18 protein-coding genes are annotated in these 21,887 nt (G+C 54.3%); 6 read left to right on the forward strand and 12 right to left on the reverse strand.

What is annotated here, in order from left to right; translation table 11 throughout:
* Positions 1-45 precede the first annotated feature (45 nt).
* Both AC1DIG_RS02255 and AC1DIG_RS02260 read right to left on the reverse strand, forming a co-directional pair.
* On the reverse strand, positions 46-2,817 hold the full coding sequence (locus AC1DIG_RS02255) for a UvrD-helicase domain-containing protein (protein WP_477765947.1): 2,772 nt from the start codon (positions 2,815-2,817) through the stop codon (positions 46-48).
* 154 nt (positions 2,818-2,971) lie between these two features.
* Positions 2,972-3,187, reverse strand: a complete 216-nt coding sequence (locus AC1DIG_RS02260) for a hypothetical protein (RefSeq protein WP_477765948.1) — start codon at positions 3,185-3,187, stop codon at positions 2,972-2,974.
* A 517-nt stretch (positions 3,188-3,704) separates the two neighbouring features.
* Between AC1DIG_RS02260 and AC1DIG_RS02265 the strand changes: the two genes are divergently transcribed.
* On the forward strand, positions 3,705-3,914 hold the full coding sequence (locus AC1DIG_RS02265; RefSeq protein WP_477765949.1) for a hypothetical protein: 210 nt from the start codon (positions 3,705-3,707) through the stop codon (positions 3,912-3,914).
* A gap of 117 nt (positions 3,915-4,031) precedes the next feature.
* Here AC1DIG_RS02265 and AC1DIG_RS02270 read toward each other — a convergent pair whose 3' ends face one another.
* From AC1DIG_RS02270 to AC1DIG_RS02280, 3 genes are all read right to left on the reverse strand, one after another.
* A complete protein-coding gene (locus tag AC1DIG_RS02270) occupies positions 4,032-5,021 on the reverse strand; it encodes a zinc-dependent alcohol dehydrogenase family protein (protein WP_477765950.1) in 990 nt (329 codons plus the stop codon).
* A 105-nt stretch (positions 5,022-5,126) separates the two neighbouring features.
* The gene (locus AC1DIG_RS02275; protein WP_477765951.1) at positions 5,127-6,029 is read right to left on the reverse strand and encodes a LysR family transcriptional regulator; all 903 of its coding nucleotides are present in this window, start codon (positions 6,027-6,029) and stop codon (positions 5,127-5,129) included.
* A gap of 31 nt (positions 6,030-6,060) precedes the next feature.
* Positions 6,061-6,978 (reverse strand): AraC family transcriptional regulator, encoded by a 918-nt coding sequence (locus AC1DIG_RS02280; RefSeq protein WP_477765952.1) that lies wholly within the window; start codon positions 6,976-6,978, stop codon positions 6,061-6,063.
* 164 nt (positions 6,979-7,142) lie between these two features.
* Here AC1DIG_RS02280 and AC1DIG_RS02285 point away from each other — a divergent pair, with 164 nt between their 5' ends.
* The 4 genes from AC1DIG_RS02285 (at position 7,143) to AC1DIG_RS02300 (ending at position 11,529) form a co-directional block, all read left to right on the forward strand.
* Entirely contained in the window at positions 7,143-8,192 is a 1,050-nt protein-coding gene (locus AC1DIG_RS02285) for an NAD(P)-dependent alcohol dehydrogenase (RefSeq protein WP_477765953.1), read from the forward strand.
* 53 nt (positions 8,193-8,245) lie between these two features.
* On the forward strand, positions 8,246-9,268 hold the full coding sequence (locus tag AC1DIG_RS02290; RefSeq protein ID WP_477765954.1) for an alpha/beta hydrolase: 1,023 nt from the start codon (positions 8,246-8,248) through the stop codon (positions 9,266-9,268).
* 86 nt (positions 9,269-9,354) lie between these two features.
* Positions 9,355-10,554 carry an MFS transporter gene (locus AC1DIG_RS02295; RefSeq protein ID WP_477765955.1) on the forward strand — a complete coding sequence of 400 codons (1,200 nt, stop codon included), beginning with the start codon at positions 9,355-9,357 and terminating at the stop codon, positions 10,552-10,554.
* A 153-nt stretch (positions 10,555-10,707) separates the two neighbouring features.
* Positions 10,708-11,529 (forward strand): SDR family oxidoreductase, encoded by an 822-nt coding sequence (locus AC1DIG_RS02300; RefSeq protein ID WP_477765956.1) that lies wholly within the window; start codon positions 10,708-10,710, stop codon positions 11,527-11,529.
* A gap of 324 nt (positions 11,530-11,853) precedes the next feature.
* Here the strand turns inward: AC1DIG_RS02300 and hisN are convergent, their stop codons facing one another.
* The 7 genes from hisN to AC1DIG_RS02335 all read right to left on the reverse strand — a co-directional run bounded on the left by hisN (position 11,854) and on the right by AC1DIG_RS02335 (position 20,748).
* Complete coding sequence (gene hisN, locus AC1DIG_RS02305; protein WP_477765957.1) at positions 11,854-12,645, reverse strand: histidinol-phosphatase; 792 nt, start codon at positions 12,643-12,645, stop codon at positions 11,854-11,856.
* A 99-nt stretch (positions 12,646-12,744) separates the two neighbouring features.
* On the reverse strand, positions 12,745-13,503 hold the full coding sequence (locus tag AC1DIG_RS02310) for a hydroxypyruvate isomerase family protein (protein ID WP_477765958.1): 759 nt from the start codon (positions 13,501-13,503) through the stop codon (positions 12,745-12,747).
* An 82-nt stretch (positions 13,504-13,585) separates the two neighbouring features.
* Entirely contained in the window at positions 13,586-15,988 is a 2,403-nt protein-coding gene (locus AC1DIG_RS02315; RefSeq protein WP_477765959.1) for an efflux RND transporter permease subunit, read from the reverse strand.
* The gene (locus AC1DIG_RS02320) at positions 15,985-17,109 is read right to left on the reverse strand and encodes a WD40/YVTN/BNR-like repeat-containing protein (protein WP_477765960.1); all 1,125 of its coding nucleotides are present in this window, start codon (positions 17,107-17,109) and stop codon (positions 15,985-15,987) included. The genes AC1DIG_RS02315 and AC1DIG_RS02320 overlap by 4 nt, the downstream gene beginning before the upstream one ends.
* 85 nt (positions 17,110-17,194) lie before the next feature.
* Positions 17,195-18,544, reverse strand: a complete 1,350-nt coding sequence (locus AC1DIG_RS02325) for a DUF1329 domain-containing protein (RefSeq protein ID WP_477765961.1) — start codon at positions 18,542-18,544, stop codon at positions 17,195-17,197.
* A 24-nt stretch (positions 18,545-18,568) separates the two neighbouring features.
* Positions 18,569-20,221: a DUF1302 domain-containing protein gene (locus tag AC1DIG_RS02330; protein WP_477765962.1), complete on the reverse strand. Its 1,653-nt coding sequence runs from the start codon at positions 20,219-20,221 to the stop codon at positions 18,569-18,571.
* A 116-nt stretch (positions 20,222-20,337) separates the two neighbouring features.
* The gene (locus AC1DIG_RS02335) at positions 20,338-20,748 is read right to left on the reverse strand and encodes a GlcG/HbpS family heme-binding protein (protein ID WP_477765963.1); all 411 of its coding nucleotides are present in this window, start codon (positions 20,746-20,748) and stop codon (positions 20,338-20,340) included.
* A gap of 436 nt (positions 20,749-21,184) precedes the next feature.
* On the opposite strand from AC1DIG_RS02335, the gene AC1DIG_RS02340 reads away from it, so the two are divergent.
* A complete protein-coding gene (locus tag AC1DIG_RS02340; RefSeq protein WP_116264904.1) occupies positions 21,185-21,871 on the forward strand; it encodes a GntR family transcriptional regulator in 687 nt (228 codons plus the stop codon).
* The last annotated feature ends 16 nt before the right edge of the window (positions 21,872-21,887 follow it).

Here is a 21,887-nt window from a genome sequence, read left to right on the forward strand (position 1 = left end):
GTCACCTACGACACGATAGCGAAATCACTTGAAGGGCAATCCAGCTTAAAACCTACGAGGCCGGAAGGCATTCCGCTTAGATTGGAAAGACGTACTTGATCTTGGCTTGAATTTGCATCGTGGGAAATTTGAACAGGACTTGAAGTCTCCATATAGTCCGGTGCGCTCCACGATGACGCCGATTTTACACACCGGGCATCGATCCTCCTGGACAGCCTCACCCTTGATACTGGTGATTGTCACTGCGCCGTCCTTTACCAATTCATCCAGGAATGGCGAGCACCGTCCGGACACGGTGAACATAGCGACTGATCGACGGGCCCTAGTCAGTGCCACATAGAACAGACGGCGCTCCTCACCATGCTTAAAGGTGTCCCCTTCAGGCATGACCAGGCCAAACACTGGATCGTCACCCTTGAGGTTGGGGAAGCCTCTAGCCACCATTCCAGGAAGGATCACGTAGTCCGCTTGATCACCTTTGGATGTATGGATCGATTTGAACCGCACCTCCAACCGATCGCCGTAGCGATGACCCCATCCTTCAGGGACGTATTGCCTGTCGTTCTTGTAGCGACCTAGAACAAAAACAGTGATCTTCCCATTGCGATTCTGTGGCACCGAGCCATCGACGAGACCCGAATACAGGGTCTCAAGATATTGACCAATTGCGTCACGTATCTCGCCATGACTTGTCACTTGGTACGCTTGGAGAGCCGGGCCAATTGCGGGTGTCACTGAAACAACAGTCTTCCTCAGCTGTATAGGATTCTTGGACACAAAACGACTGGAGGCGTCGCAAATCGCCTGCGGACAGCGAAACGTTGTTTCCAAATGCAGAACCTGCCCATGACCGTACCACTCACGAAAACCCGTCATGACAGAGACGTCAGCGCCAGCAAAGCGATTGATTGACTGCCAGTCATCCCCTACCGCGAACAGGAAGCGATGTGGCGCTGCGACCAATGCTCGGCATAGTCGAGCGCGGGCGCGCGAGGCATCTTGGTATTCATCGGCCATGACAAGCTGATAAGGAGATTTGTGCCCACGCTCAAGGTGTTCCGCAGCCAGGTTGATCATGTCTTCAAAATCGATGCCCCGCTCCATCTGCAGTGCCCCATCCCATGATCTGATGACTGGAATCGCGAGCGCTAAAAACATCTGGTAGCGATACTTGAAAGCGCTCACCGGGAGGGCATTCATGCGCTCGTACAAGGACTTTTCGTTGAGGCTGTTGCTCTTAAAGTGAGTGATGAACGATCGCAGCACTTTTATGAGTTCCACATGCTCCATCGGTGCCAACCCTGATACCGGTAAGGGTCGATCAGGATTGGGATCTAGGGTAATCCCACGGGAAGTCAGCTCGAACCTGAGATGGTTGAATATTTGGCCTGAGTTCAGCTGGTGAGACGTGGTCTCCATCAGCTGAGTGCCTTTAGATTTGTGAAGCGCTCGCTTCCAGTTGGCGTCTTCTAGATAGCCTTCGAAATGTGCCGGAGCTTGGCCGTTGGCATCGAAGGCAAAGTGCTCGTGATAAAGATTGATCTTCGGGTAGTAAAAATCAGGGAAATATTGTCTGCGCTCTGCGGTGGCCGTGTCGTGCTCGTACGGCCTCTCGTAGGCATAGTCCACGCCGTTGTAGAACAGCCAGTTGGCGATCAGGCGTTCTTCTTGGCTGGCCACACGATCGCCATTCAGGCTGACTAGGCGCGCATTCCCTTCGCTATCAAAGGCCTCAAACAAGTCTTCAATCGACATTGAAGAATAATCGCGACCGAAGACAAGACGAAAGAGATCCCAATTGGTACGGAAGGCTTCTGATTGATCCTTGAGTGCATCTATCAGTTCTGCCAGCTTTTCGAGCCCTGGGAGCGTTTCGCTGGCCCAGTCGGGCACGTGCGGCTTCTTCCCGGTTGCGTCTCCAATAATATTCAGGCCAAGAGAGTGGAAGGTCATTGCGTTGATTGCGATGCTTTCCTTTCCCAAACGTACAAGCGACTGAGCGGCGCGAGCCTTAAGCTCTGTGGCAGCGTGTTTGTTAAAAGCCAACATGATGATTGCAGCAGGAGCGACCAACTCCCGGTGAACCGCGTAGATTGCTTTGGCCACCATGGTCGAGGTCTTTCCGGATCCAGCCGAAGCAATAACCTGAACACGATTGTCGAAACATAGGACTGCGCGGGATTGCTCATCGGTGAGCGGCCTGCTTTCGACCTTCTGTAACAAGGTCGCACACGCTTCGAGCTCGCGCTCCAAATGCAGCTTGTTGCGGGTCTCCCACCGCCCAGGCCAATCTGATGCCCAGTCGTCCAGCTGGGACTTTACCTGGACGGCTTTATCCCCTAGTAGGGACTGAACCTCTGGACGGTCGAAAAGTGTACATAAGGTTACGTCATCAACGCCCAGCGATGCTCTAGATTCCAACAACACTTGCTGCATGTCGTGAGTCAGCCAACGACACTCGGCATCTAAGGTTTCTATCGTACGAGTAACCTGCTCAAGCCACTGGGTGACTTTCGCGTAGTAGGCGTCGAACTGTCGTTGATGCTTGAGATGTTCCAGGTGGGTAAACGCCTGGCTCAGGGTTGGCTGTTCAGAGTTAGGAAGGCCACCTAGTCGGAGCTTGTGCCCGACGAACACCGTCACACTTGTCCAGACCAGACCACGTTTAACTCCGCCCCTTGCGAAATTTTCAGCCGTGAGAGGATGAACTCCATCACCGACACGAAGTTGTAGCTGGTCGCCGTCCAGGGTCAGCTGCCACGGCTTCGAGCGCGTGAGCAGTCGTCCTAACCAAGATGGCTCCCATTGCGTCGTCATGCTGGTGATCACGGCCTAAAAGAAGCCAGCTTATCAGACCCCACATCCTTGCAATGACCAGCCAGGCCTGGCCTGGCTTACAGCATCAGAAAAAAAGGTGTTAGCCGGGCCTCGTTGGCCCGAAGGAGCGAACGCAAAACTCCTGCAAGGACGATCATGCGAGCTTTATGGCTCCGCCTTGGATTTCGTCACGCGCCATTCGCAAATCATGGGCGTCTTGGTTGAGCCGGTGAATCATGTTGAGCAACCGTTGGCGAAGCACTTCGTCTTGAAGCTGCTCTGCTGCGCGCATCACATCGAGCGCCGCAGCCTCATTGTTAGTCGCGACAGAGTCGAGCAGTTTTCGAATGCTTCTCGATGGCCGATTCATCTTCAACCCCTAGATTTCAGTGACGCGAATCATATGGCTGGAATGTTTCGTCCGTGTTTCAGTTGGGAAACGTAGGTCACGGTGGGTTGTCACAAATTGTCGCAGCTCAGTCCTCCATAAATGTTGAAATCATGGAGTCATGTCGGTACTCCTAGGACACCAGTTTTCGGCAGGGAGCGCGTCATGAATTCAAGTTTCAGAGTGATCGAGACCACGAGACTTGACGATGGCATCAAGCAATATCGAGTTGTAGATCTCGTCGAGGGAGGCTCTGCTAGCAAGCACGGTGTGTTCAAGTCCAGGGGCGAGGCAGAGGCTGTTCGTGCGCTCCTAAATGGCGAGCATCCATATCAGCACGGTGTAGGTCGTACGTCCCTGAGTCTTTGATCCACTCTTCTCAGAACGCCAGTCGCCGAAGGCTATTCGGGATTTGGCGAGTGCCTATAGCAAAGTCGAGGACTGCCCGATTTTTAACAGCACCTCCTGCTACGCTCTTCTTTTTCACGGAGGAATCACGATGTCCAATGCCGACCTGCTCCCTTCCCTGCTATTCAAGATCAACCAAAATCAGCTTGCCCTCGAGGCGGCCATCATGGAGCTCACGCTTTGGGTCGAGCAGCGCGGTTCAGCGGAGGTTGCCGGCAACGTTCGTGGTGCTTTGGACACGATCAGCAAGAACGAAGAGTTTATCAACATGACGTTAGCGGTACTCATGACGCCAGATTGAGTAGGTCTCGAGTTAAGTTGGTTAGCCTGGCCTCGTTGGCCCGAAGGAGCGACTCGGTAGTCGCCAACGCTTCAGGACAACGAGAGGTGAGCATCCCCGTTTTTACCGATTGTTGCGTCAAACTTCGATAACGATTTTGCCGATTTGGGTGTTGGATTCCATGTACTGATGAGCCTCAACAATCTGAGCTAGCGGGAACGTTTTGGCGATTAGCGGATGCAGCGTACCAGCCTCCAGCCCCCTGGTGATGAAGACTTTGGCCCGATTCAGGCGCTCAGGCGCTTGGGTGACCTCAAATAACTGATATCCGCGAATAGTCAGGCTCTTGCCGAGTACTTCCCATACCGGAATGCTCATATCACCGGTTTCGAGAGCACCGTACTGGAAGAAAATACCCCAGGTAGACAGCGAGCGAAGAATGTTTGCAACCCCATCTCCTCCGACCGGGTCGAACGCCATACGAGCGCCTTTTCCGTCAGTAATGCGGGTAACTTCAGCGACCAGATCCTGCTCTTCAGTTGCGATCACGTAGGCAGCCCCGGCATCCAGAAGAGCTTGTCGTTTCTCACTTGTACGGGTGAGCGCAACAGGCACCGCACCCACCAAATTTGCGATTTGAATGGCAGCTAAACCGACGCTACTGGAGGCTGCGCGAATCAGTACAGTTTCGCCTTTTTGGAGTTTTCCAATGTCGATAAGGGCGCCGTATGCAGTAACAAACTGCATCCAGGTTGCCGCTCCCTCCACTGCCGTCATACCAGCAGGCTGCATTACAACGGCGTGTAGCGGAGCGATGACCAGTTCGCCATACATTCCGTAATCAGCGAAGGAAAACGCAGGGATGACGTTGACCTCATCGCCAACAGCGTACTCTGATACACCTTCACCGATGCTTTCGATGGTGCCAGCTGCTTCATAACCCAAGATGGCAGGCATTTCAGGAACGAACCCGTATTGGCCGGAACGGTACATCGCCTCAGCGCGGTTCAGCCCCAAAGCTTTCACCTTGATTCGAACCTCTCCGGCGTCGGGTTCACGTACATCGACTTCATCGATCTGGAGCACTTCTGGGCCACCTATACGGTGGAAACGGACGACTTTTGACATGGGTAAACTCCTGGTATCTGGAAAGCGTCAAAGGTAATTCGTTACTGCACCGCCCAGAAGACCGGCCAGAGACACAGACTGTTATCCCAAAAATAACAATCCGGTCTAGATCAGATTATGTGTGGCCATCAAAGCCTTCAGCCATTGCACAAAGGCCTCGACCTTTGGCGGCAATAGGTCTCGGTGGGGGTAGAGAATAGAAATCCGCTTGGAAGGTACCGGGTAACCGTCCAGTACTCGGACAAGCGAACCGTCTTTCAGATGCTCTCGCACTGTTAACTCAAGCCCTTGAACCAGTCCAAACCCGGCTAGTGCCGACGCAACGAACGCTTCGCTATCATTCACGTTGATTCCCGAATTAAGGCGCATAGTCTTCACCTGCCCGTCCTCGACGAAGATCCATTCGATTGGCCGTGGATTGGTACCGGATAAATAATTGACTGCTTGATGGGTGTCCAGGTCAGTTAATGTGCGTGGCACTCCAAAGCGCTCAAGGTAGGCCGGCGCAGCACATGTCACCATCGGTAGAAAACCTATGCCGGTAGCGACCATGCTCGAGTCTTCGAGAGCGCCCAACCGCACCACACAATCCACTCCCTCTGCGATCATGTCGATAGGCTTGTCACTCGCGCCAAGGGTCAATTCGATACCTGGATATTGGCTTTGGAACTCCATCAGGGACGGGATGACAAGCAGCTTCCCCAGGGCGACAGGCAGATCTACACGCAGCTTTCCAGTGAGACGTGCTGGACGATTACCGAATGACGCCATGGTCTCATCGACCCCGGCCAAGATGGCTTTGCACCGTTTGTAGAACACTTCACCTTCAGGGGTGAAGCTCAACTGGCGAGTTGTTCGATTGAGCAATCGCCCTCCCAGTTGCAGCTCCAAAAGCTGAATCGTTTTGGAAACAGCAGGCCGGTGAAGGCGTAAGACCTGCGCTGCCTTGGTAAAACTGCCGGTTTCCATGACGCTGACGAAAACCTGCATCGAGTGAACGATGTCCATTAAAACGCACCTGACGAAGGGTCATCACAGCTTACCCCTGCCCTCGCAGCACCGCGATATCTCGCTTGGGAGGCACGCCAAACAACCGGCTGTATTCGCGGCTGAATTGCGATGGACTTTCATAGCCGACCTTGAAAGCCGCACTGGATACGTCCTGATGTTCATTGAGCATCAATCGCCTCGCCTCATTCAATCGCAGCCATTTCTGGTACTGCAAGGGACTCATTGCGGTGAGTTGGCGGAAGTGGTGGTGAAACGTCGGCGTGCTCATCTGTACTCGGTCAGCAAGTTCCTCGACGCGAAGCGCCAAGGTGTAATTCAACTTCAGCCAATCGATGGCTTTAGCGATCCGGTAACCCTGGCCATCGACGGATGTGATTTGTCGTAGTCTGCCTGCCTGATCACTTTGCAAGAGACGGTAGTGAATCTCGCGCTGGATCAAGGGTGCGAGAACAGGGATGGACTCCGGCTCATCGAGCAGAGCCAATAAGCGCTCGAATGACGCCAGCATTGCCAGAGTCACTGAACCAATTCCTACCCCTTTCGCAACTGATCGATCACGGATTGGCGGCAGGTCACTTTGCGATATCAGCTCAGTCAGCATGCGCAAATCGAGTTTCAAAGTCAGCCCCAGGCATGGCTTTTCCGTGCTTGCAGCAAGCACCTCTGAATTGGCTGGCAAGTCCAATGACGTGACCAGGAATCGCGACGTGTCATATGGATAACCTTCTCCGCCTACCCACAGCTGCTTCTCGCCCTGAGCGACAAGAATGATGCTCGGCTCGACCATGCAAACAACAGGGGGAGAAGGATGCTCACGCCGATAAAAGCCAAGGCCAGCAATCGAAGTAGCGCAGTCACCAGGCTTTGAAATCCGAGCACCAATGGTATGCGCAAGTGCTTCTTGGGGTGATGTGTATGCAGCGGCGGTTTCGTGTTTGATCGTCATGTTCGCTTGTACCTCTTCGCTGAACTCTAACTCGTCAGCTGACGACCGTCCTGCAAAAAAGCCAAGACTCATAGGATCAGGCAAGTAATCAAGCGGATTGCTCTACAGAGTCTCTGAGCAGAGCCGGAGAATGATCATCCGACACCGCCATTCAGGACTTTCCCATGCTTGTAAAAGCCTATGGTGCTCACGCGGGCGACAAACCGCTTGAGCCGTTGCAGATCAGCCGCCGTACACCTGCTGCCCATGACGTACAAATCGATATCGCCTTTTGTGGTATCTGCCATTCGGATCTGCATCAGGTGCGTGCCGAGTGGGCAGGCACGCAATTCCCCTGCGTACCTGGGCATGAAATTGTTGGCCGCGTATCAGCAGTGGGGGCGCATGTTTCTGACTTCACAGTCGGTGATCTCGTCGGGGTCGGTTGCATCGTCGACAGTTGCAAACACTGTGACGACTGTGCCACGGGTCTGGAAAACTACTGCGACGACATGATCGGCACCTACAACTTCCCGACTTCGGACGCGCCCGGGTGGACACTCGGCGGCTACTCACAAAACATTGTGGTGCATGAACGTTACGTACTGAGCATCCGCCATCCCGAAGACCAATTGGCTGCCGTTGCGCCGCTGTTGTGCGCGGGCATCACCACCTACTCCCCACTCCGTCATTGGAACGCCGGGCCAGGCAAGAAAATCGGCGTGGTCGGCATCGGTGGCCTGGGTCACATGGGTATTAAGCTGGCCCACGCGATGGGCGCCCATGTCGTGGCGTTCACCACTTCTGAATCCAAGCGCGAGGCGGCGAAGCAACTGGGCGCCGACGAGGTTGTCGTGTCGCGCAGTGCCGAAGAAATGGCCGCGCATGCCAAGAGCTTTGACTTCATTCTCAACACCGTCGCAGCCCCGCACGATCTCGATGCTTTCCTGGTGCTGCTCAAGCGCGATGGCGCGCTGACTCTCGTCGGTGCGCCCGCATCGCCACATCCGTCGCCGAACGTATTCAACCTGATCATGAAGCGCCGAACGATTGCCGGCTCGATGATCGGCGGCATTCCCGAGACCCAGGAAATGCTGGATTTCTGTGCCGAGCACGGCATCGTCGCCGACATCGAAATGGTTCGAGCCGATCAGATAAACGAGTCCTATGAGCGAATGCTCAAGGGCGACGTCAAGTACCGCTTCGTGATCGACAACGCCACGTTGGCCGACTAAACGCCTGAGTCAAAAACTCCAGCGAACAACCATTCAATCGAAAGGAATATCCAATGAAAGGAATTTTGCTAGCCCTGGGAATGCTCGTTACCTCTTTTTCTTCAATGGGAGCCGATATGTCGAACGGCGCGGACAACTTCTACAAAAGCGAGAAAGTGACCGTTGAAAAGGTCACCTTCAAGAATCAATACGGTATGAAGGTGGTGGGTAACCTGTTCACCTTGAAGGGTCTCAACCCCAAAGCGAAAAATGCTGCCATCATTGTCGGCCATCCCATGGGGGCAGTGAAGGAGCAAAGCGCGAACCTGTACGCCACCAAAATGGCCGAGCAGGGCTTTGTCACGCTGTCGCTGGACTTGTCCTTCTGGGGCGCGAGCGAAGGCACACCTCGCCAGGCAGTCTCGCCAGATATATACGCAGAAGACTTCAGTGCCGCCGTAGATTTTCTCGGCACTCGCCCCATAGTCGACCGTGAGCGTATTGGCGTCATCGGCATCTGCGGCAGTGGCAGCTTCGCCATCAGCGCGGCCAAAATCGATCCACGCCTAAAGGCAATCGCCACCGTCAGCATGTATGACATGGGTGCGGCCAACCGTAACGGACTCAAACACGCCGTGACTCTCGAACAACGCCAGCAGATCATTCGCGAAGCGTCCGAGCAACGCTATGCGGAACTCCAGGGTGGCGAAATCCGCTACACCGGCGGCACACCGCTCAAACTGACCGGCAACGAAGTAGGCGACGAGTTCTTCGACTTCTATCGCACCCCACGAGGTGAGGTCACTCCGGCAGGCGCAACGCCGCAGACAACCACCATGCCGACGCTGACCAGCAACGTGAAGTTCATGAACTTCTACCCGTTCAATGACATCGAGACCATCTCTCCGCGCCCACTGCTGTTCATTGCTGGCGACCAGGCTCACTCACGCGAGTTCAGTGAGAATGCCTACCAGCGGGCTGCCGAGCCTAAAGAGCTGCTCATTATTCCAAATGCCGGACACGTGGATCTTTACGACCGGGTCAGCCTCATTCCATTCACCAAGTTGACCACGTTCTTCAAAAGCAACCTGAAGTAGCCCGGTCGGCACCCTGACAGGGCATCGGTTCTTTCGGAGCCTCGCCCTCGGGACTACGACGCTTCGCGCAATACAGGATTCAAGCAATGACTGATCACCTCCTCCCAGTGCCCCATAAATCATGGGGCGCCGTATTCGCCATGTCGCTCGCAGCCTTCGTGCTCGTGGCATCGGAGTTCATGCCCGTCAGCCTGCTGACACCAATTGCCGCAGATCTGCATATCACCGAGGGGCAAGCCGGTCAGGGGATCTCCGTTTCGGGGCTGTTTGCCTTGTTCACCAGCCTTCTTATCCCGCTGGTGGCGGCACGGGTTGACCGTAAACCGCTACTTCTTTCACTGACACTGATGATGATTCTTTCCGGAACGGTGGTCGCGTTCGCGCCGAACTACTGGGTCTTCATGGTCGGACGAGCACTGATCGGAGTGGCAATCGGTGGATTCTGGTCATTATCGGCGGCGACGGCCATGCGCCTGGTACCTGATGATCAGGTCACACGGGCCATGGCAATCGTCAACGGCGGCAACGCTTTGGCGACGGTGATTGCAGCGCCATTAGGCAGTTTCCTCGGTGCCTTGATTGGCTGGCGCGGTGCATTCTTGTGCGTCATCCCAGTCGCGATAGTCGCCGGTGTCTGGCTGTCGTTAAGTCTTCCAGCGATGAAATCGCACAGCGGCTCAGGCACCGGAAACGTCTTCAGGTTGATGAAAAGCCTACCGGTAGCTTTAGGCATGGTGGCGGTCAGCGTCTTTTTCATGGGCCAGTTCATGCTGTTCACCTATTTACGCCCGTTTCTTGAAACGGTCACGCACGTCAGTGTTTCCATGCTGTCGTTGATGCTGCTCGTCCTGGGTCTGGCGGGCCTCGCGGGAACCTTCCTGATCGAATCATTCTTGAAAAACGACCTGCATCGAACCCTCATCGTTATCCCAATTTTGATGGCGGTGATTGCACTGGCGCTTGTTTCATTCGGTAGCTCGGCCGCCACCACGACCGTTTTGCTTGGCCTATGGGGACTGGTTGCGACCGCAGCGCCCGTAGGATGGTGGACGTGGCTGGCGAGAACGTTGCCAGACGCTGCTGAAGCTGGAGGCGGCTTAATGGTGGCGATCATCCAACTAGCAATCGCGTCTGGCGCAACCGTTGGCGGGCTGGTCTTTGACTTGAGCGGATATCGAGCGACCTTCGAGTTGAGCGCCACCTTGCTGGGCGTAGCGGCAGTTCTTGCCTTCCTGGCTGCACGCGCAGTATCGCGAGAGTCTCTTGCGGTGGCGAACATCATTTGAAATAACCACAAGGCACGGCAAGGAATGTCTTGTGGTTCAAACATAGGCTCGAATTTAGGACGTTACGATCAGCGTGCGCTGTCGATGATTTGACTGAGTGCCTGATACCTACCCTACCTTTGAGTGAAGTCCTGTTCTTCTAGGATAATAACGATGACAAATGTAACTGTTGTAATTGGTGCGGGTTCGATTGGGCAAGCCATAGCTCGGCGTGTCAGCGCAGGCAAGCATCTGTTGCTCGCAGATCTGCGGCAAGAAGCTGCCGACGCAGCAGCAAAGGTTTTGAACGATGCGGGTTTTGAGGTTACCTCGACCGTTGTCGATATCTCGTCCAGGGACTCAGTCCAGGCACTCGTAGCCAAGGCTACAAGCATCGGGGACATAACCGGCGTCATCCACGCGGCAGGCGTATCCCCCTCCCAAGCTGCACCTGCCACCATTCTTCTAGTCGATCTGTATGGCACTGCTCTCGTGCTGGAGCTGTTCGGAAATGTGATTGCAAAAGGCGGTTCGGCAATCGTCATCGCCTCGCAGTCAGGTCATCGATTGCCGGCACTGACAGATGAGCAGAACAAGGCCTTGGCGTTGACCCCGGTTGAAGAGCTCCTTGCTCTACCAATGCTTCAACCAGAGCAAGTAACAGATCCGCTGAATGCCTACCAGATTTCCAAACGTGGCAATTCGCTGCGCGTGGCCGCCGAAGCCGTCCGCTGGGGAAAACGCGGCGCTCGTGTCAACACGATCAGTCCGGGCATCATTTTCACTCCATTGGCCAGGGATGAACTCAATGGCCCGCGCGGCGATGGGTATCGACGCATGATCGAGTCCTGTGCCGCCAAACGTGGGGGTACGCCCGATGAAGTGGCTGCTGTAGCTGCCCTGCTCATGGGGCCTGAAGGGACGTTCATTACCGGCAGTGACGTCCTCATGGATGGCGGTGTGACGGCCCAATACTGGTATGGCGACGATAAGTAACGTGTGTGTCATCCCGTCAGAAGTGGGCGGTATACTTCCATCTGGCGCGCCCGCTCGCCTACTGCCCCAGAGCGTACGCGGGGCTGCGGGTGGGTGTTAGAAACGGATGGAAGAGACAGGCGCCTGAAAAAAGAGCCTCAGTCGAGCAGGTGCATCAGGTGTCCACCAAGCATCGGTTCTGTAACCTGCAGCTCAGGTAAGCAAGGCCGCTTTGTACTCAAACCAAGATCACTAGGTCAGCCATGATTTCGACCATTACAGTACCGTGCTCAACTTTCCGCTGTGTCATAGTTTCATAGTTTCCACCTTTAGCCCCTACCCGGATCAGACAGCGTGCCGCAGCAGCGCCACCAATTGAGCATGCAATGCAGGATCACCACAAGCAACGACACTCCCGCCATTTTGAGCTGTGCTGCCATCCCAGGCGGTAATCACTCCACCGGCACCTTCGATAATCGGTATCAGCGCCTGTACGTCGTATGGCTGCAAGCTAGCCTCGATAATCACATCGACGAAACCTGAAGCGAGCATGCAGTACGCATAGCAATCACCGCCGAAGCGAACCAATTGCGCCTGACTGGCCACGGATTGAAACGCGTCTCGCCGCTCGGGGGTGTCGAACATATCGGGGGTTGTGCACATCAGTCTTGCTGAGGAGAGGCCTTGGCATGGTCGTGTCTGTAGCTTCGTACCATTGCGCCACGCACCATCCGGAGTGCCCATGTAGCGCTCGCCAGTGAAAGGCTGATTCATGACCCCGAGCACAGGGCGCTGACCATCGTTGAGGGCTATTAGCGTTCCCCATAGCGGCAAGCCGGTGATAAAAGCTCGGGTACCGTCGATAGGATCGAGCACCCAGGTTAGCTCGCTGCTGCCTACGATTGAGCCCTCCTCCTCGCCCAGGATTCCGTGTGCGGGATACCGATTTTGAATCAATTCGCGCATGGCTCGTTCAGCAGCCTTATCCGCCAAGGTGACCGGATCGAAGACACGACCGCCCTTATCCTCCACATCCAGCGTTGCTCGAAAGTACGGATGGATAGCTACCGCGGCAGCCTCCGCTAGCTGCTCGGCGAAGGCTTGATACTCAGCAATTTGAGCTGTGCTAATGGGCATCGGTCAGCCCCCCTTTATGAGTGTCACTATGTCTGGCTAGAGGATAGACCGAACACGTACACTGACTCATTCTCTACTCACCTCCGCCACATCCATCATTCAACGAAAATGATCGAGCCACCTCATGCCCTTGAGCGTGCCATCAGCAGGCTGATATTCGCAACCAACCCATCCTGTATAAGAATGTGCATTTATCGATTCAAGGACTTCAGGTAGGTTCAAATTACCGATATTAGGCTCATGCCGTCCTGGGTATCCGGCAATCTGTAAATGGTCGGATTGAGGAAGAAGGAGATCGAGGCAAGCAAGAGGATCCAACCGTTCCATCGCAGCATGATAAAGATCCAGGATCAGGCCTAGCCCTTCAAGTCTCTGCGTCCAGCTGACGGCCCCCGCCAATGTTCGAATAAAATACCCGGGCACTGAAGTTTGATTGATGGCTTCAATCACAACCTTTACGTCATGACGGGCAGCCTCTTCGATGGCCCAGCGCATGTTGTCGTCAAATTGCCCCCCTGATACAGCGTAATTTTTCTGCTCAACCACTCCAGATAGCACGTGAAGCAGTGGACTTCCTCCTTCGACGGCATATTCAAGTCCTAGGTTAAAATCCTCACGAAAGACCCGAGCCTTTCCGGACTGAGCAGCTAGCCCCTTACTACCAGGTCGTAGAGGTACTGTTGCCAATACTTGTTGAAGGCCTGTGCGACGTAAAGTCCCAGCTATTTCTGCTGCCGCCATGTCGCGAGGAAAACTGAACTCAACAGCCTCAAAGCCAGCGTCCCGTGCGGCGCTAAATCGATCCTCGAAAGACCATTCGGTGAAGAGCAAGGTGAGATTCGCTGCATATTTGATCATTCAATTAAATCAAGCCATTGTGTTTGAGTTGCACCACGAAAAGCGGATTCAGTGCCACTGAATCCGCACTCGTGCTTGGAAATTACGCAGTTACAGGAAAAGATTTTGGCTTGAGCAGAAAGTGCGCCAGTGCCGGAACCAGTACCAACGCCCCCACCATGTTCCAGATGAACATGAACCCGAGCAAGATGCCCATGTCAGCTTGGAACTTGATAGGTGACAGCACCCAGGTGAGGACGGCAATGCCCAGCGTGATCCCGGTCATCACCACCACCTTCCCCGTAGAAAGCAGGGCCAGGTAGTAAGCATCCGACAGGCTTGAGCCATTTCGCAAATTAGTGAGTGTTACGCTGAGGATGTACAACGCGTAGTCCACACCAATGCCCACCCCCAACGCGATCACGGGCAGCGTCGCGACCTTCACGCCGATGTTAAGTCCGACCATCAAGGCTTCGCACAAAATGGAGGTCAGCATCAGCGGCAGCACCGTACACACGACCGCGCGCCAAGATCTGAATGTAATGAAGCACAGCGCGATGACGGCCGCGTACACCATGAACAGCATCTGTACGTTGGAACGCTTCACCACGATATTGGTGGCCGCTTCAATGCCGGCATTGCCCGCTGCATTGAGGAACTGGATCTGATCCGAGTTATGGGTCGCCGCGAACTGTTCGACTGTCTGAACCACGCTGGTGAGCGTGTCCGCCTTGTGATCCTTCAGATAGACATACACGGTCAGCAGATCGCAATTCTGGTTGAACAGCTCTCGCGGCGCCCGGGTGATGATTGCATTCAATAATCCCTGGTTACGGGGTATCTCGTACCAGGTCATGCTGCCTTCATTCATGCCGGCCGCCGCCTGCTTACTCAGCGCCGCTAAAGACGTCGTGGACACCACGCCCGGCAACTGCTGAAGCTGCGCTTCCAGCGCGTCGACTGACACCAGGGTCTGGTAATTGGCGCAGTAGTATTGGGGCGTTTTCACCATCACAACATACTTGTCGCTACTGGCGGAAAAGTTACTGACCATGAAGCGGTTATCGCTGTTGTAACGCGATTCAGGACGCAATTCCGGTGCCCCGGGATTCAGATCGCCGATCTTCACATGAAGGCTCACCGCAAAGCCTGCCACGCCTAAAATCACGGCGACAATGATTGCTCCGCTTGCCCATTTACGCTCAGTGAATCTATCCAGAAATGCCCAAAGTGGATGGCGGGTGTGGTGAGCGTCCAACTGCGAGAACTTGTCGTTCGCCGCTTCACGTTGCGCCGCCGCTTTGCTGACCCCGGTGTACGACAACAGAATCGGCAACAGAATCAGGTTGGTGAAAATCAACGTCAGCACACCGATCGTCGCGGCGATAGCCAGATCCTGGATGACCGGAATCTTGATGATCATCAGCACAGCAAAACCTACGGCGTCCGCCACCAGCGCCATCAGCCCGGTCAGAAACAACCGGCGAAAGGTGAAGCGTGCCGCCACGAGCTTGTCGGCTCCACGCCCGATGTCCTGCATGATGCCGTTCATTTTCTGGGCGCCATGACTCAACCCGATTGCAAACACCAGGAACGGGACGAGGATCGAGTAAGGATCGAGATCAAAGCCCAGAGTGGGCAGTAATCCCAGCAACCAGATAACCGCGACAATCGAGCACAGCAACACCAACAATGTGCTACGCACGCAACGGGTGTACCAGAACAACACGATTCCGCAAATCACCAATGTCGCGGCGAAGAACAGTTGCATCTGGCGCATGCCGTCAATCAGATCACCCACCACTTTGGCAAAGCCAGTGATGTGGATTTTGATGTTGTCGGTTTCGTACTTGGCCCGGATCTGTTCGAGCTGGCCGGAAAGCGCGTTGTAATCCAGAGGTTTGCCGTCGTCCGAGGTGATGTCCTGAAGAGGCAACAGTACAATGCTGGAGTTGAAATTGGAGGCTACGAGCCGACCTACTTCACCCGACCGATCAACGTTCTGCCGAACCTGATCAAGACTCTTGGCAGAACCATCGTAATCGTCAGGTATGACTGGCCCACCATCGAAACCCTCCTCCGTCACGCCGATCCAACGGGTTGCCGGAGTCCACAGGGACTTCATGTATGAGCGGTCGACGCCGGGGAGTAGAAACACCTCATCATTGATTTTCTTGACCGTCTCGAGGTAGGCAGCATCAAAAATACTGCCCTGTTTGGCCTCGACCGCAATCCTCAAGGTGTTTCCACCCTCCCCCAACTGGCCTCGGTTTTTCAGGTAGTTCTGCACATAAGGGTGATCTGTCGGGATCATTTTTTCGAAGGCGGCATTAAGCTTCAGGCTCAGTGCCTGGTAGCCCAGTATTAGACTGAGCAACACGCAAATGCCCAAAATGATGCTGCGATGATTGAACAACAGCCGTTCAACCAGCGTGCCGGAAGAAGGATCGAATGTGTCCGTTTGAGGAACGGTGTGATGCTCGGCAGTACGCGTAAAGCTGTTCATTGATCGTGCTCCGGCAAGTCCACGGCGACTGCGGACGACAGCATGCCGCGTGCACTACTGATGATCAGGTTGCCGTTCGCGGCTTGTGCCATGCCTGTGAAATAACTGGGTTGAGCAATCTGAAGGACTGCCGCTTTGGTATCGCCATCCGCATAGCGAAACACTCTTCCCGACTCATCGGTGAGCAGCACCGATCCATCGGCAAGACGCAACCCACTGGTCAAAGTGACGGGCTGCAAAGTGTCGAGGGGCTGCCAGGTATCGCCGCGATCCTTGGACTCAAACGCTTTGCCGCGAAGCCCGAACGCCAGAATCGATCCGCTGTTGGTCGCCTGAAGCCCGAAGGTCGTACCCTCATAGGGGGAAGTCAGCGACTCGAAGGTTTGCCCCTCGTCGCTTGACCGCAACAGAGTGCCCTGCTCTCCGGCGATGAAGAGGTCAACCCCCACCCGCTCAATGCTGTAGAGATGCAATCCGGATGGATTGTCGATACGGGAACGGATGGATTGCCAGCTGAGTCCGCCATCATGCGTGACAAACGCGAGACCGTAAGCGCCCACCACTAGCCCATTTTTTGCGTCCAGGAAGAGCAGATCGAGAAAAGGTTTGTCTGGGCCCTCGTCAACGAGTTGTTGTGCTTGAGCGAGCCCCTCCTGTGCCATTTCTGTTTTTTCGGAACTCTCAACGGCGCGCTTCGCTTCCTGCAGTTCGATACCCGCGGCTTGGACACCATCAAACTGCTTCTTCCAACTCAACCCACCATCTTGGGTGTGCAATACGATCCCTGCATGCCCAACAACCCAACCTTCGCTGTCATTGATGAATCTAACTTTGACCAGCGTCATGCTCACGGGCGAACTGACTTGCTGCCAAGAATTGCCATTGTCATCTGAGACAATAATGAACCCTCGCTCTCCGACTGCCACCAGGCGTTGCCCTGCACGCGCAACGCTGAGCATTACTGACTGCGCAGCCATGGCACTCGTAATTGCAGGCTGCACCTGCAATCCATCTGGTTGTGCAACAGCTGTGCAGGAGAAGCATGCCGGCATGATCAACATGCTCAGCATGAGTGCCCTGAGCGGATATTTATGTAGAAGCCTGGGTATTTGAATGCGCATTTGAGAACCTCGAGGATGCGGTTCACTGGGCGCAGTGCTACTGACACTGCGTCCATGGAACAAATTGAATGAGTCGTTTCGAGGTTCAGCGCACCGATCCGGACGCTACCGCATTACCGGTAAAAAAGTTCTCTGGTTTGCGCGGGATAACGCTATAGGTTTCGCCGTTCAGGCCCTGCACGACGCTGTACGTCTTGGCTTGCAGGTTGTAAATCACCACAGGTTTCACCACTACCGCCGGGATGGAAGGCACAACAAATGGCAGCACTTGTGAGACACGCCACAGCTTGCCCTCAGCGTCATATCCGTCTACTAGCGATACCGTCCAGCTGTCTTCATCAATGAAGAACTTGCGCTTAGGTACTGCATGGCGTTTGCCTGGTGCAACCGTGGCCTCCAACTCCCAGACGCGATGGAGCTCCCAGCGCAATTTGTCTGGATTGAGGTGATTGGCCACGAAGGCGTCATCTCGTTTTTCTGCGTTGAACTTGTTGTCGTTGTAAGGGATGTACATTTCTTTTTTGCCAACGAGCTTCCAGTCATAGCGATCTGGATGGCCAATGAAGCCATGCACCTCATCAAAGTAGTTAGCGCCCGAGGCTACAAAATCGGGGGTGTCATAGCCGACAGTGGGAGCCCGTCGCACACGGCGTTGGCCGACTAGGTATTGCCAAGCCTCTCGTGGCTCCTGGACATTGATACTGTCGTGCGTCACAAGCGACTCACCAGCTTTAAACGGTGGCTCGTTGGTCAAAAAGCGCAGCAGCGCATACTGCCCTGACCATTTATCAGCACTTCCGTCTTTGAAGTAATACGGGTATTGCCAGTTTTCGATCCCACGGCTTGCCAACGTCCGGGTTCCGTCAGCGTTACCAATCACGTTGGCGTATCCCATCTGAATTGATTCCGCCTCTACGCGCAGAAGGAAATTCCAGATGACCTCATTACCAGTTTTTGGAATAGGAAACGGAATGCCGCCGTAACACCCTTCCACTGACAAACCATTGCTGGTCGTCTTGCAGCGGGTCGCATTAGCAAATGTATTTTGATACACGCTATCGGGTGCTGCAGCAGTACGGTGGGTTGGGTAAATATCCAAATGGAAGGTGTCGGGATATTTGGCCAGCAGTGCCTTTGTACCTTCGCTCAATTTGTCCGCGTACTGCGCAGCGTTTTTAGCGGTGATCTGTAGTAAAGACTTCTCACCTGGGAATGGATCAGCCGGCATGTCGCCAAGCTTTGTCCCAGCGACATCTTTGGTCAATCCACCTGTCCAGGCAGGAATAGAGCCATCGGCATTGCCGGCTTTTTCGGCGCCCATGGGAGTCAATGTAGTCTTGAGCTTTGCCGCTTCGTCTGGGGTCACCGCTGCGAAGGCGGTGCTGGCACACAGTGAGATAGACAGGGTGGAAAGCAGCAGTTTAATTTTTGTCATTATCAGGGCCCGCCTCTTCTTTGCTTAAAAGGTTCGCTGGATCGAAAACGCCACGAAATCTCTGTCTTTCATGTTTTGCTGGTAGGTGAACGAGTTTGAGGAGTTGATGACAGGCCCCGCCTCGCCAAAGAAATTGGTGTAGCTCAGGGACGCGTACCATTGCTTCTTGTAATCAGCCTTGAGACCTAGTGTTAGATCCCCACCATGCTCTGGCCCAAATGCCTGAGGTGTGACTGAAGAGCGCCCGGACGGGTTGTAACCAATGGTGATTGGGGCTTGAACGTCGATCCCTGGAAAGACCTGGAAGTACTGAGGTTCAAAGGTGAACCGCAGTGCGAAGGCATCACGCGTTGTGTTGGGATCCAGCTGATCGGCATTTTTTGTCACGCTCAACCGACGGTTGAATGCAAGCTCGCCGACGAATGAAGCACCATCCCAAAGTGCCGATCCGCCATAGACATTGACCATCGACACCTGGGCATGCCACGAGCGACCAATGGGATAAGCCGGATTGGAATCGTTGTCAGAATCCAGGCCGGTAATGATGGTGCCACCAACGCCTGCCAACGGTGTATCGACCCGGATTGAAGTCTCACCCGCAATGTTCGCTTCGCCGACCAAGGTACTGAAACTTGCGCCAAAGACCTTGATGTCCTCGGGATAAACGTTGACGAAAGTGTCATCTGCTCCAGGCACCAGTGCTGTTGGTCGGAAGTAAAACACCGGAGTTTTTTCGTGATACTTAGCCGCGTATAGACCGAACTCCCAGTCTTCGATAGCGAATTTCAGCTGAGCGCCAAATTGGCCTGAGTCCTTGGCATCAATGTCCTTGCCGTGAAGTAGTGCACCAGTAGGAAAAAATACACGTTCGCCTCCTTCACCGACAAAATCCGCACCGCTGAAGTAGCTCCCCGCTGCGGGAAGACGAGTTTTGTTCCACTCGAATTGGTAATAGGCACCGACACTGACCGTATCGCTCAACTGCCAGTTGCCCGAGACCTGCTTCGTCGGCATCAGAATCTCTTTGAACTGCGAACTGGGTACTGACTGCAGCTTTACCAGGTCAACGGTGGACTGCGCATTCGCAATACCGTTGGCACCAAAGAAAAGGCTTTCGCCGTAAATTTGGGTGAACTGACCCAATCTGCCAGACAACGAAGTACTGCCGATTTCCTTCGAGCCATAGACGAAGGCATCGAGGATTTCAGTGTTCGTTTCGTGGATCCGACGCGTGTCGCTGGTGAACTGATCGTGATCGACACTCACCGAGTTCGCCGTGCCCGGTGAGTCGTTATCGTTGTCATGACTGTAGACATTGTCGTACCAGGAGGCCGCGCTGAGACGGGCACCAACATCTTTGTACTTGATGTCGAACTCGGACAGGAGATCCAGGCGATTCGATATGAGCCCACGATCAAAGTTTCGGTCGCCGTCATCCAGATTGGGATTACTGTTGGAAGTGCCTGGGCCGACCGCGACCTTGTGATCAAGCTTGTTCACACGCCATGCATTGCTGTACTTGATCGTGTTGTCCCAAGTCGCCGAAAGATCGGGGTTACCAGTATCGATCTGGAAGGCTAGCGATTGAGTAGAAAGACTCAACAGCGCCATTGCGCTGACTGCACAGGCGATGCTTGAAACCGGCAACGGGCAGAGCCGCTGGTTAGCTGTTTTCATGAAGATGTTCCTGTTTTTTTGTTTTTGTAAAAGGTCATCAACTCGCAGCCTCAGCTGCGAATACATCTGCGTACTGCGTGCGTGGTGCTCTCGGCTTCTTCCTTACCCACTTACCGTTACTGATGAGCTGCCAGCGCTTGTAAGCCCGTCTCCACAAGGACGATGTCCAGCTGAGACTTCAACCCGCTGACAGCAAACCCTCCTACGACCTCGCCCTCGACAACGATTGGAAGCCCGCCTTCGATGGGGAAGACCCCATGGATCATCGAAGCGCCAGACCGGCCTTCGGCGACCATGTCCTCAAAAAACTTCGTCGGTCGGCGTGTGACTGCGGCGCTGCGGGCTTTTTCAATGGCCGTTTGGACAGACGAGACGGATGCGCCATCAAGCCTTTTGAACGTCATGAGGCAGCCCGCCTCATCAACCACGGCCATGGAAACCTTCCAGTTTTCCCGGGTGGCTTTTTCCATGGCGGCCACAAGCATCAATTCGGCGTCAGCCAACTCGAGTACCCGCTTCGTTTTCATCACGCCCCTCTTGAACGTATGGTTTGTGGTCAGCCTATGCATGAATCATTCGTGCATAAAAATATATTTACTGCACTACAAATCACTTTGTGCACAAAACGTAATCCTGGGCAAATTTAAAGTCAAGGAGATTCTCCGACGCATTTTTTTGCTACATGGATAAGGCGAGACGGGAAAAAGGCATCCGATGCCAACCGGCTAGGGGGATGTTTCAAAGGACGGAACATTCTGAAATCAACCAGGAGAGGTGGATCTGGAAGGGGTACAGGCGGGAGCAATAGAGGCGCAGGCGAATCAGAGCTGCTGACAGAGTGGCCAACGATTCTTTGCTTGCGGCTCGGGAAAATTTATGCGCAATTCAGGCATTCATCCTTTGCACTAAAGAATGTTTTGCGCATAAAATCGATTTAGTGCAAATTTTAGGATGACTCCGACCATGATCACCTCCCCCGGCAGTCCGCTGATCGATGTCGCGTTGACGAAGATGAAAAAAGCGATTGTTTGCTGCGAGCTGGCCCCGGGTGAAAAACTCAAAGTGGCCGAACTGTCCAAAACGTATGGACTCAGTAGCTCCCCTATTCGTGAAGCCCTCAATCGACTGACTCAGGACGGTGTCGTCGAAGCCAGCGATAACAAGGGGTTTAGGGTCGCTCCGATTTCCACGACAGACTTTCGCGACATTACGCGATTGCGCTGCCTGCTCGAATGCGAAGCGCTAAGCGATGCCATCCAGTATGGCGACGATGCCTGGGAAGCAGATGTGCTAGGTGCATTTCACCGCCTGAATCTGATTGAGAAAAAACTCGGTAGCGGTGTGCTCGTACTCGATGATGAGTGGTCTATCCGGCATAAGGCTTTCCACTTTGCGCTGTTCGCGGCCTGCCCGTCACCGTTGATGTTGAAGATGGTTGACTCCCTGTTCGACAGAGCAGAGCGCTACAGACGCTTCTCAGCCAAGCAGCGGCAGACCCCAAGGCACAAGGGAAATGAGCATCAAGAGTTAATGGATGCTGCGCTTGCACGCGATTCAGACAAAGCAGTGACGCTCTTGCGCAATCACATCCAAGGCACTTTGGGCCGAACTGTCGAAGCTATCGAACGCCAACAAGCCACGCTCCAATAACTGAATCGATAGCCTG

It is taken from the genome of Pseudomonas sp. 05N431, from assembly GCF_056397005.1.

Excerpts from the sequence above, each read along its gene's own strand:
- AC1DIG_RS02340 (WP_116264904.1), top strand. The coding sequence starts at position 21,185 with ATGATCACCTCCCCCGGCAGTCCGCTGATCGATGTCGCGTTGACGAAG.
- AC1DIG_RS02325 (WP_477765961.1), bottom strand. The coding sequence starts at position 18,544 with ATGACAAAAATTAAACTGCTGCTTTCCACCCTGTCTATCTCACTGTGT.
- AC1DIG_RS02300 (WP_477765956.1), top strand. The coding sequence starts at position 10,708 with ATGACAAATGTAACTGTTGTAATTGGTGCGGGTTCGATTGGGCAAGCC.
- AC1DIG_RS02270 (WP_477765950.1), bottom strand. The coding sequence starts at position 5,021 with ATGTCAAAAGTCGTCCGTTTCCACCGTATAGGTGGCCCAGAAGTGCTC.
- AC1DIG_RS02295 (WP_477765955.1), top strand. The coding sequence starts at position 9,355 with ATGACTGATCACCTCCTCCCAGTGCCCCATAAATCATGGGGCGCCGTA.
- hisN (WP_477765957.1), bottom strand. The coding sequence starts at position 12,645 with ATGCCCATTAGCACAGCTCAAATTGCTGAGTATCAAGCCTTCGCCGAG.
- AC1DIG_RS02265 (WP_477765949.1), top strand. The coding sequence starts at position 3,705 with ATGTCCAATGCCGACCTGCTCCCTTCCCTGCTATTCAAGATCAACCAA.
- AC1DIG_RS02285 (WP_477765953.1), top strand. The coding sequence starts at position 7,143 with ATGCTTGTAAAAGCCTATGGTGCTCACGCGGGCGACAAACCGCTTGAG.
- AC1DIG_RS02335 (WP_477765963.1), bottom strand. The coding sequence starts at position 20,748 with ATGAAAACGAAGCGGGTACTCGAGTTGGCTGACGCCGAATTGATGCTT.
- AC1DIG_RS02320 (WP_477765960.1), bottom strand. The coding sequence starts at position 17,109 with ATGCGCATTCAAATACCCAGGCTTCTACATAAATATCCGCTCAGGGCA.
- AC1DIG_RS02255 (WP_477765947.1), bottom strand. The coding sequence starts at position 2,817 with ATGACGACGCAATGGGAGCCATCTTGGTTAGGACGACTGCTCACGCGC.
- AC1DIG_RS02290 (WP_477765954.1), top strand. The coding sequence starts at position 8,246 with ATGAAAGGAATTTTGCTAGCCCTGGGAATGCTCGTTACCTCTTTTTCT.
- AC1DIG_RS02315 (WP_477765959.1), bottom strand. The coding sequence starts at position 15,988 with ATGAACAGCTTTACGCGTACTGCCGAGCATCACACCGTTCCTCAAACG.
- AC1DIG_RS02330 (WP_477765962.1), bottom strand. The coding sequence starts at position 20,221 with ATGAAAACAGCTAACCAGCGGCTCTGCCCGTTGCCGGTTTCAAGCATC.
- AC1DIG_RS02310 (WP_477765958.1), bottom strand. The coding sequence starts at position 13,503 with ATGATCAAATATGCAGCGAATCTCACCTTGCTCTTCACCGAATGGTCT.
- AC1DIG_RS02275 (WP_477765951.1), bottom strand. The coding sequence starts at position 6,029 with ATGGACATCGTTCACTCGATGCAGGTTTTCGTCAGCGTCATGGAAACC.
- AC1DIG_RS02260 (WP_477765948.1), bottom strand. The coding sequence starts at position 3,187 with ATGAATCGGCCATCGAGAAGCATTCGAAAACTGCTCGACTCTGTCGCG.
- AC1DIG_RS02280 (WP_477765952.1), bottom strand. The coding sequence starts at position 6,978 with ATGACGATCAAACACGAAACCGCCGCTGCATACACATCACCCCAAGAA.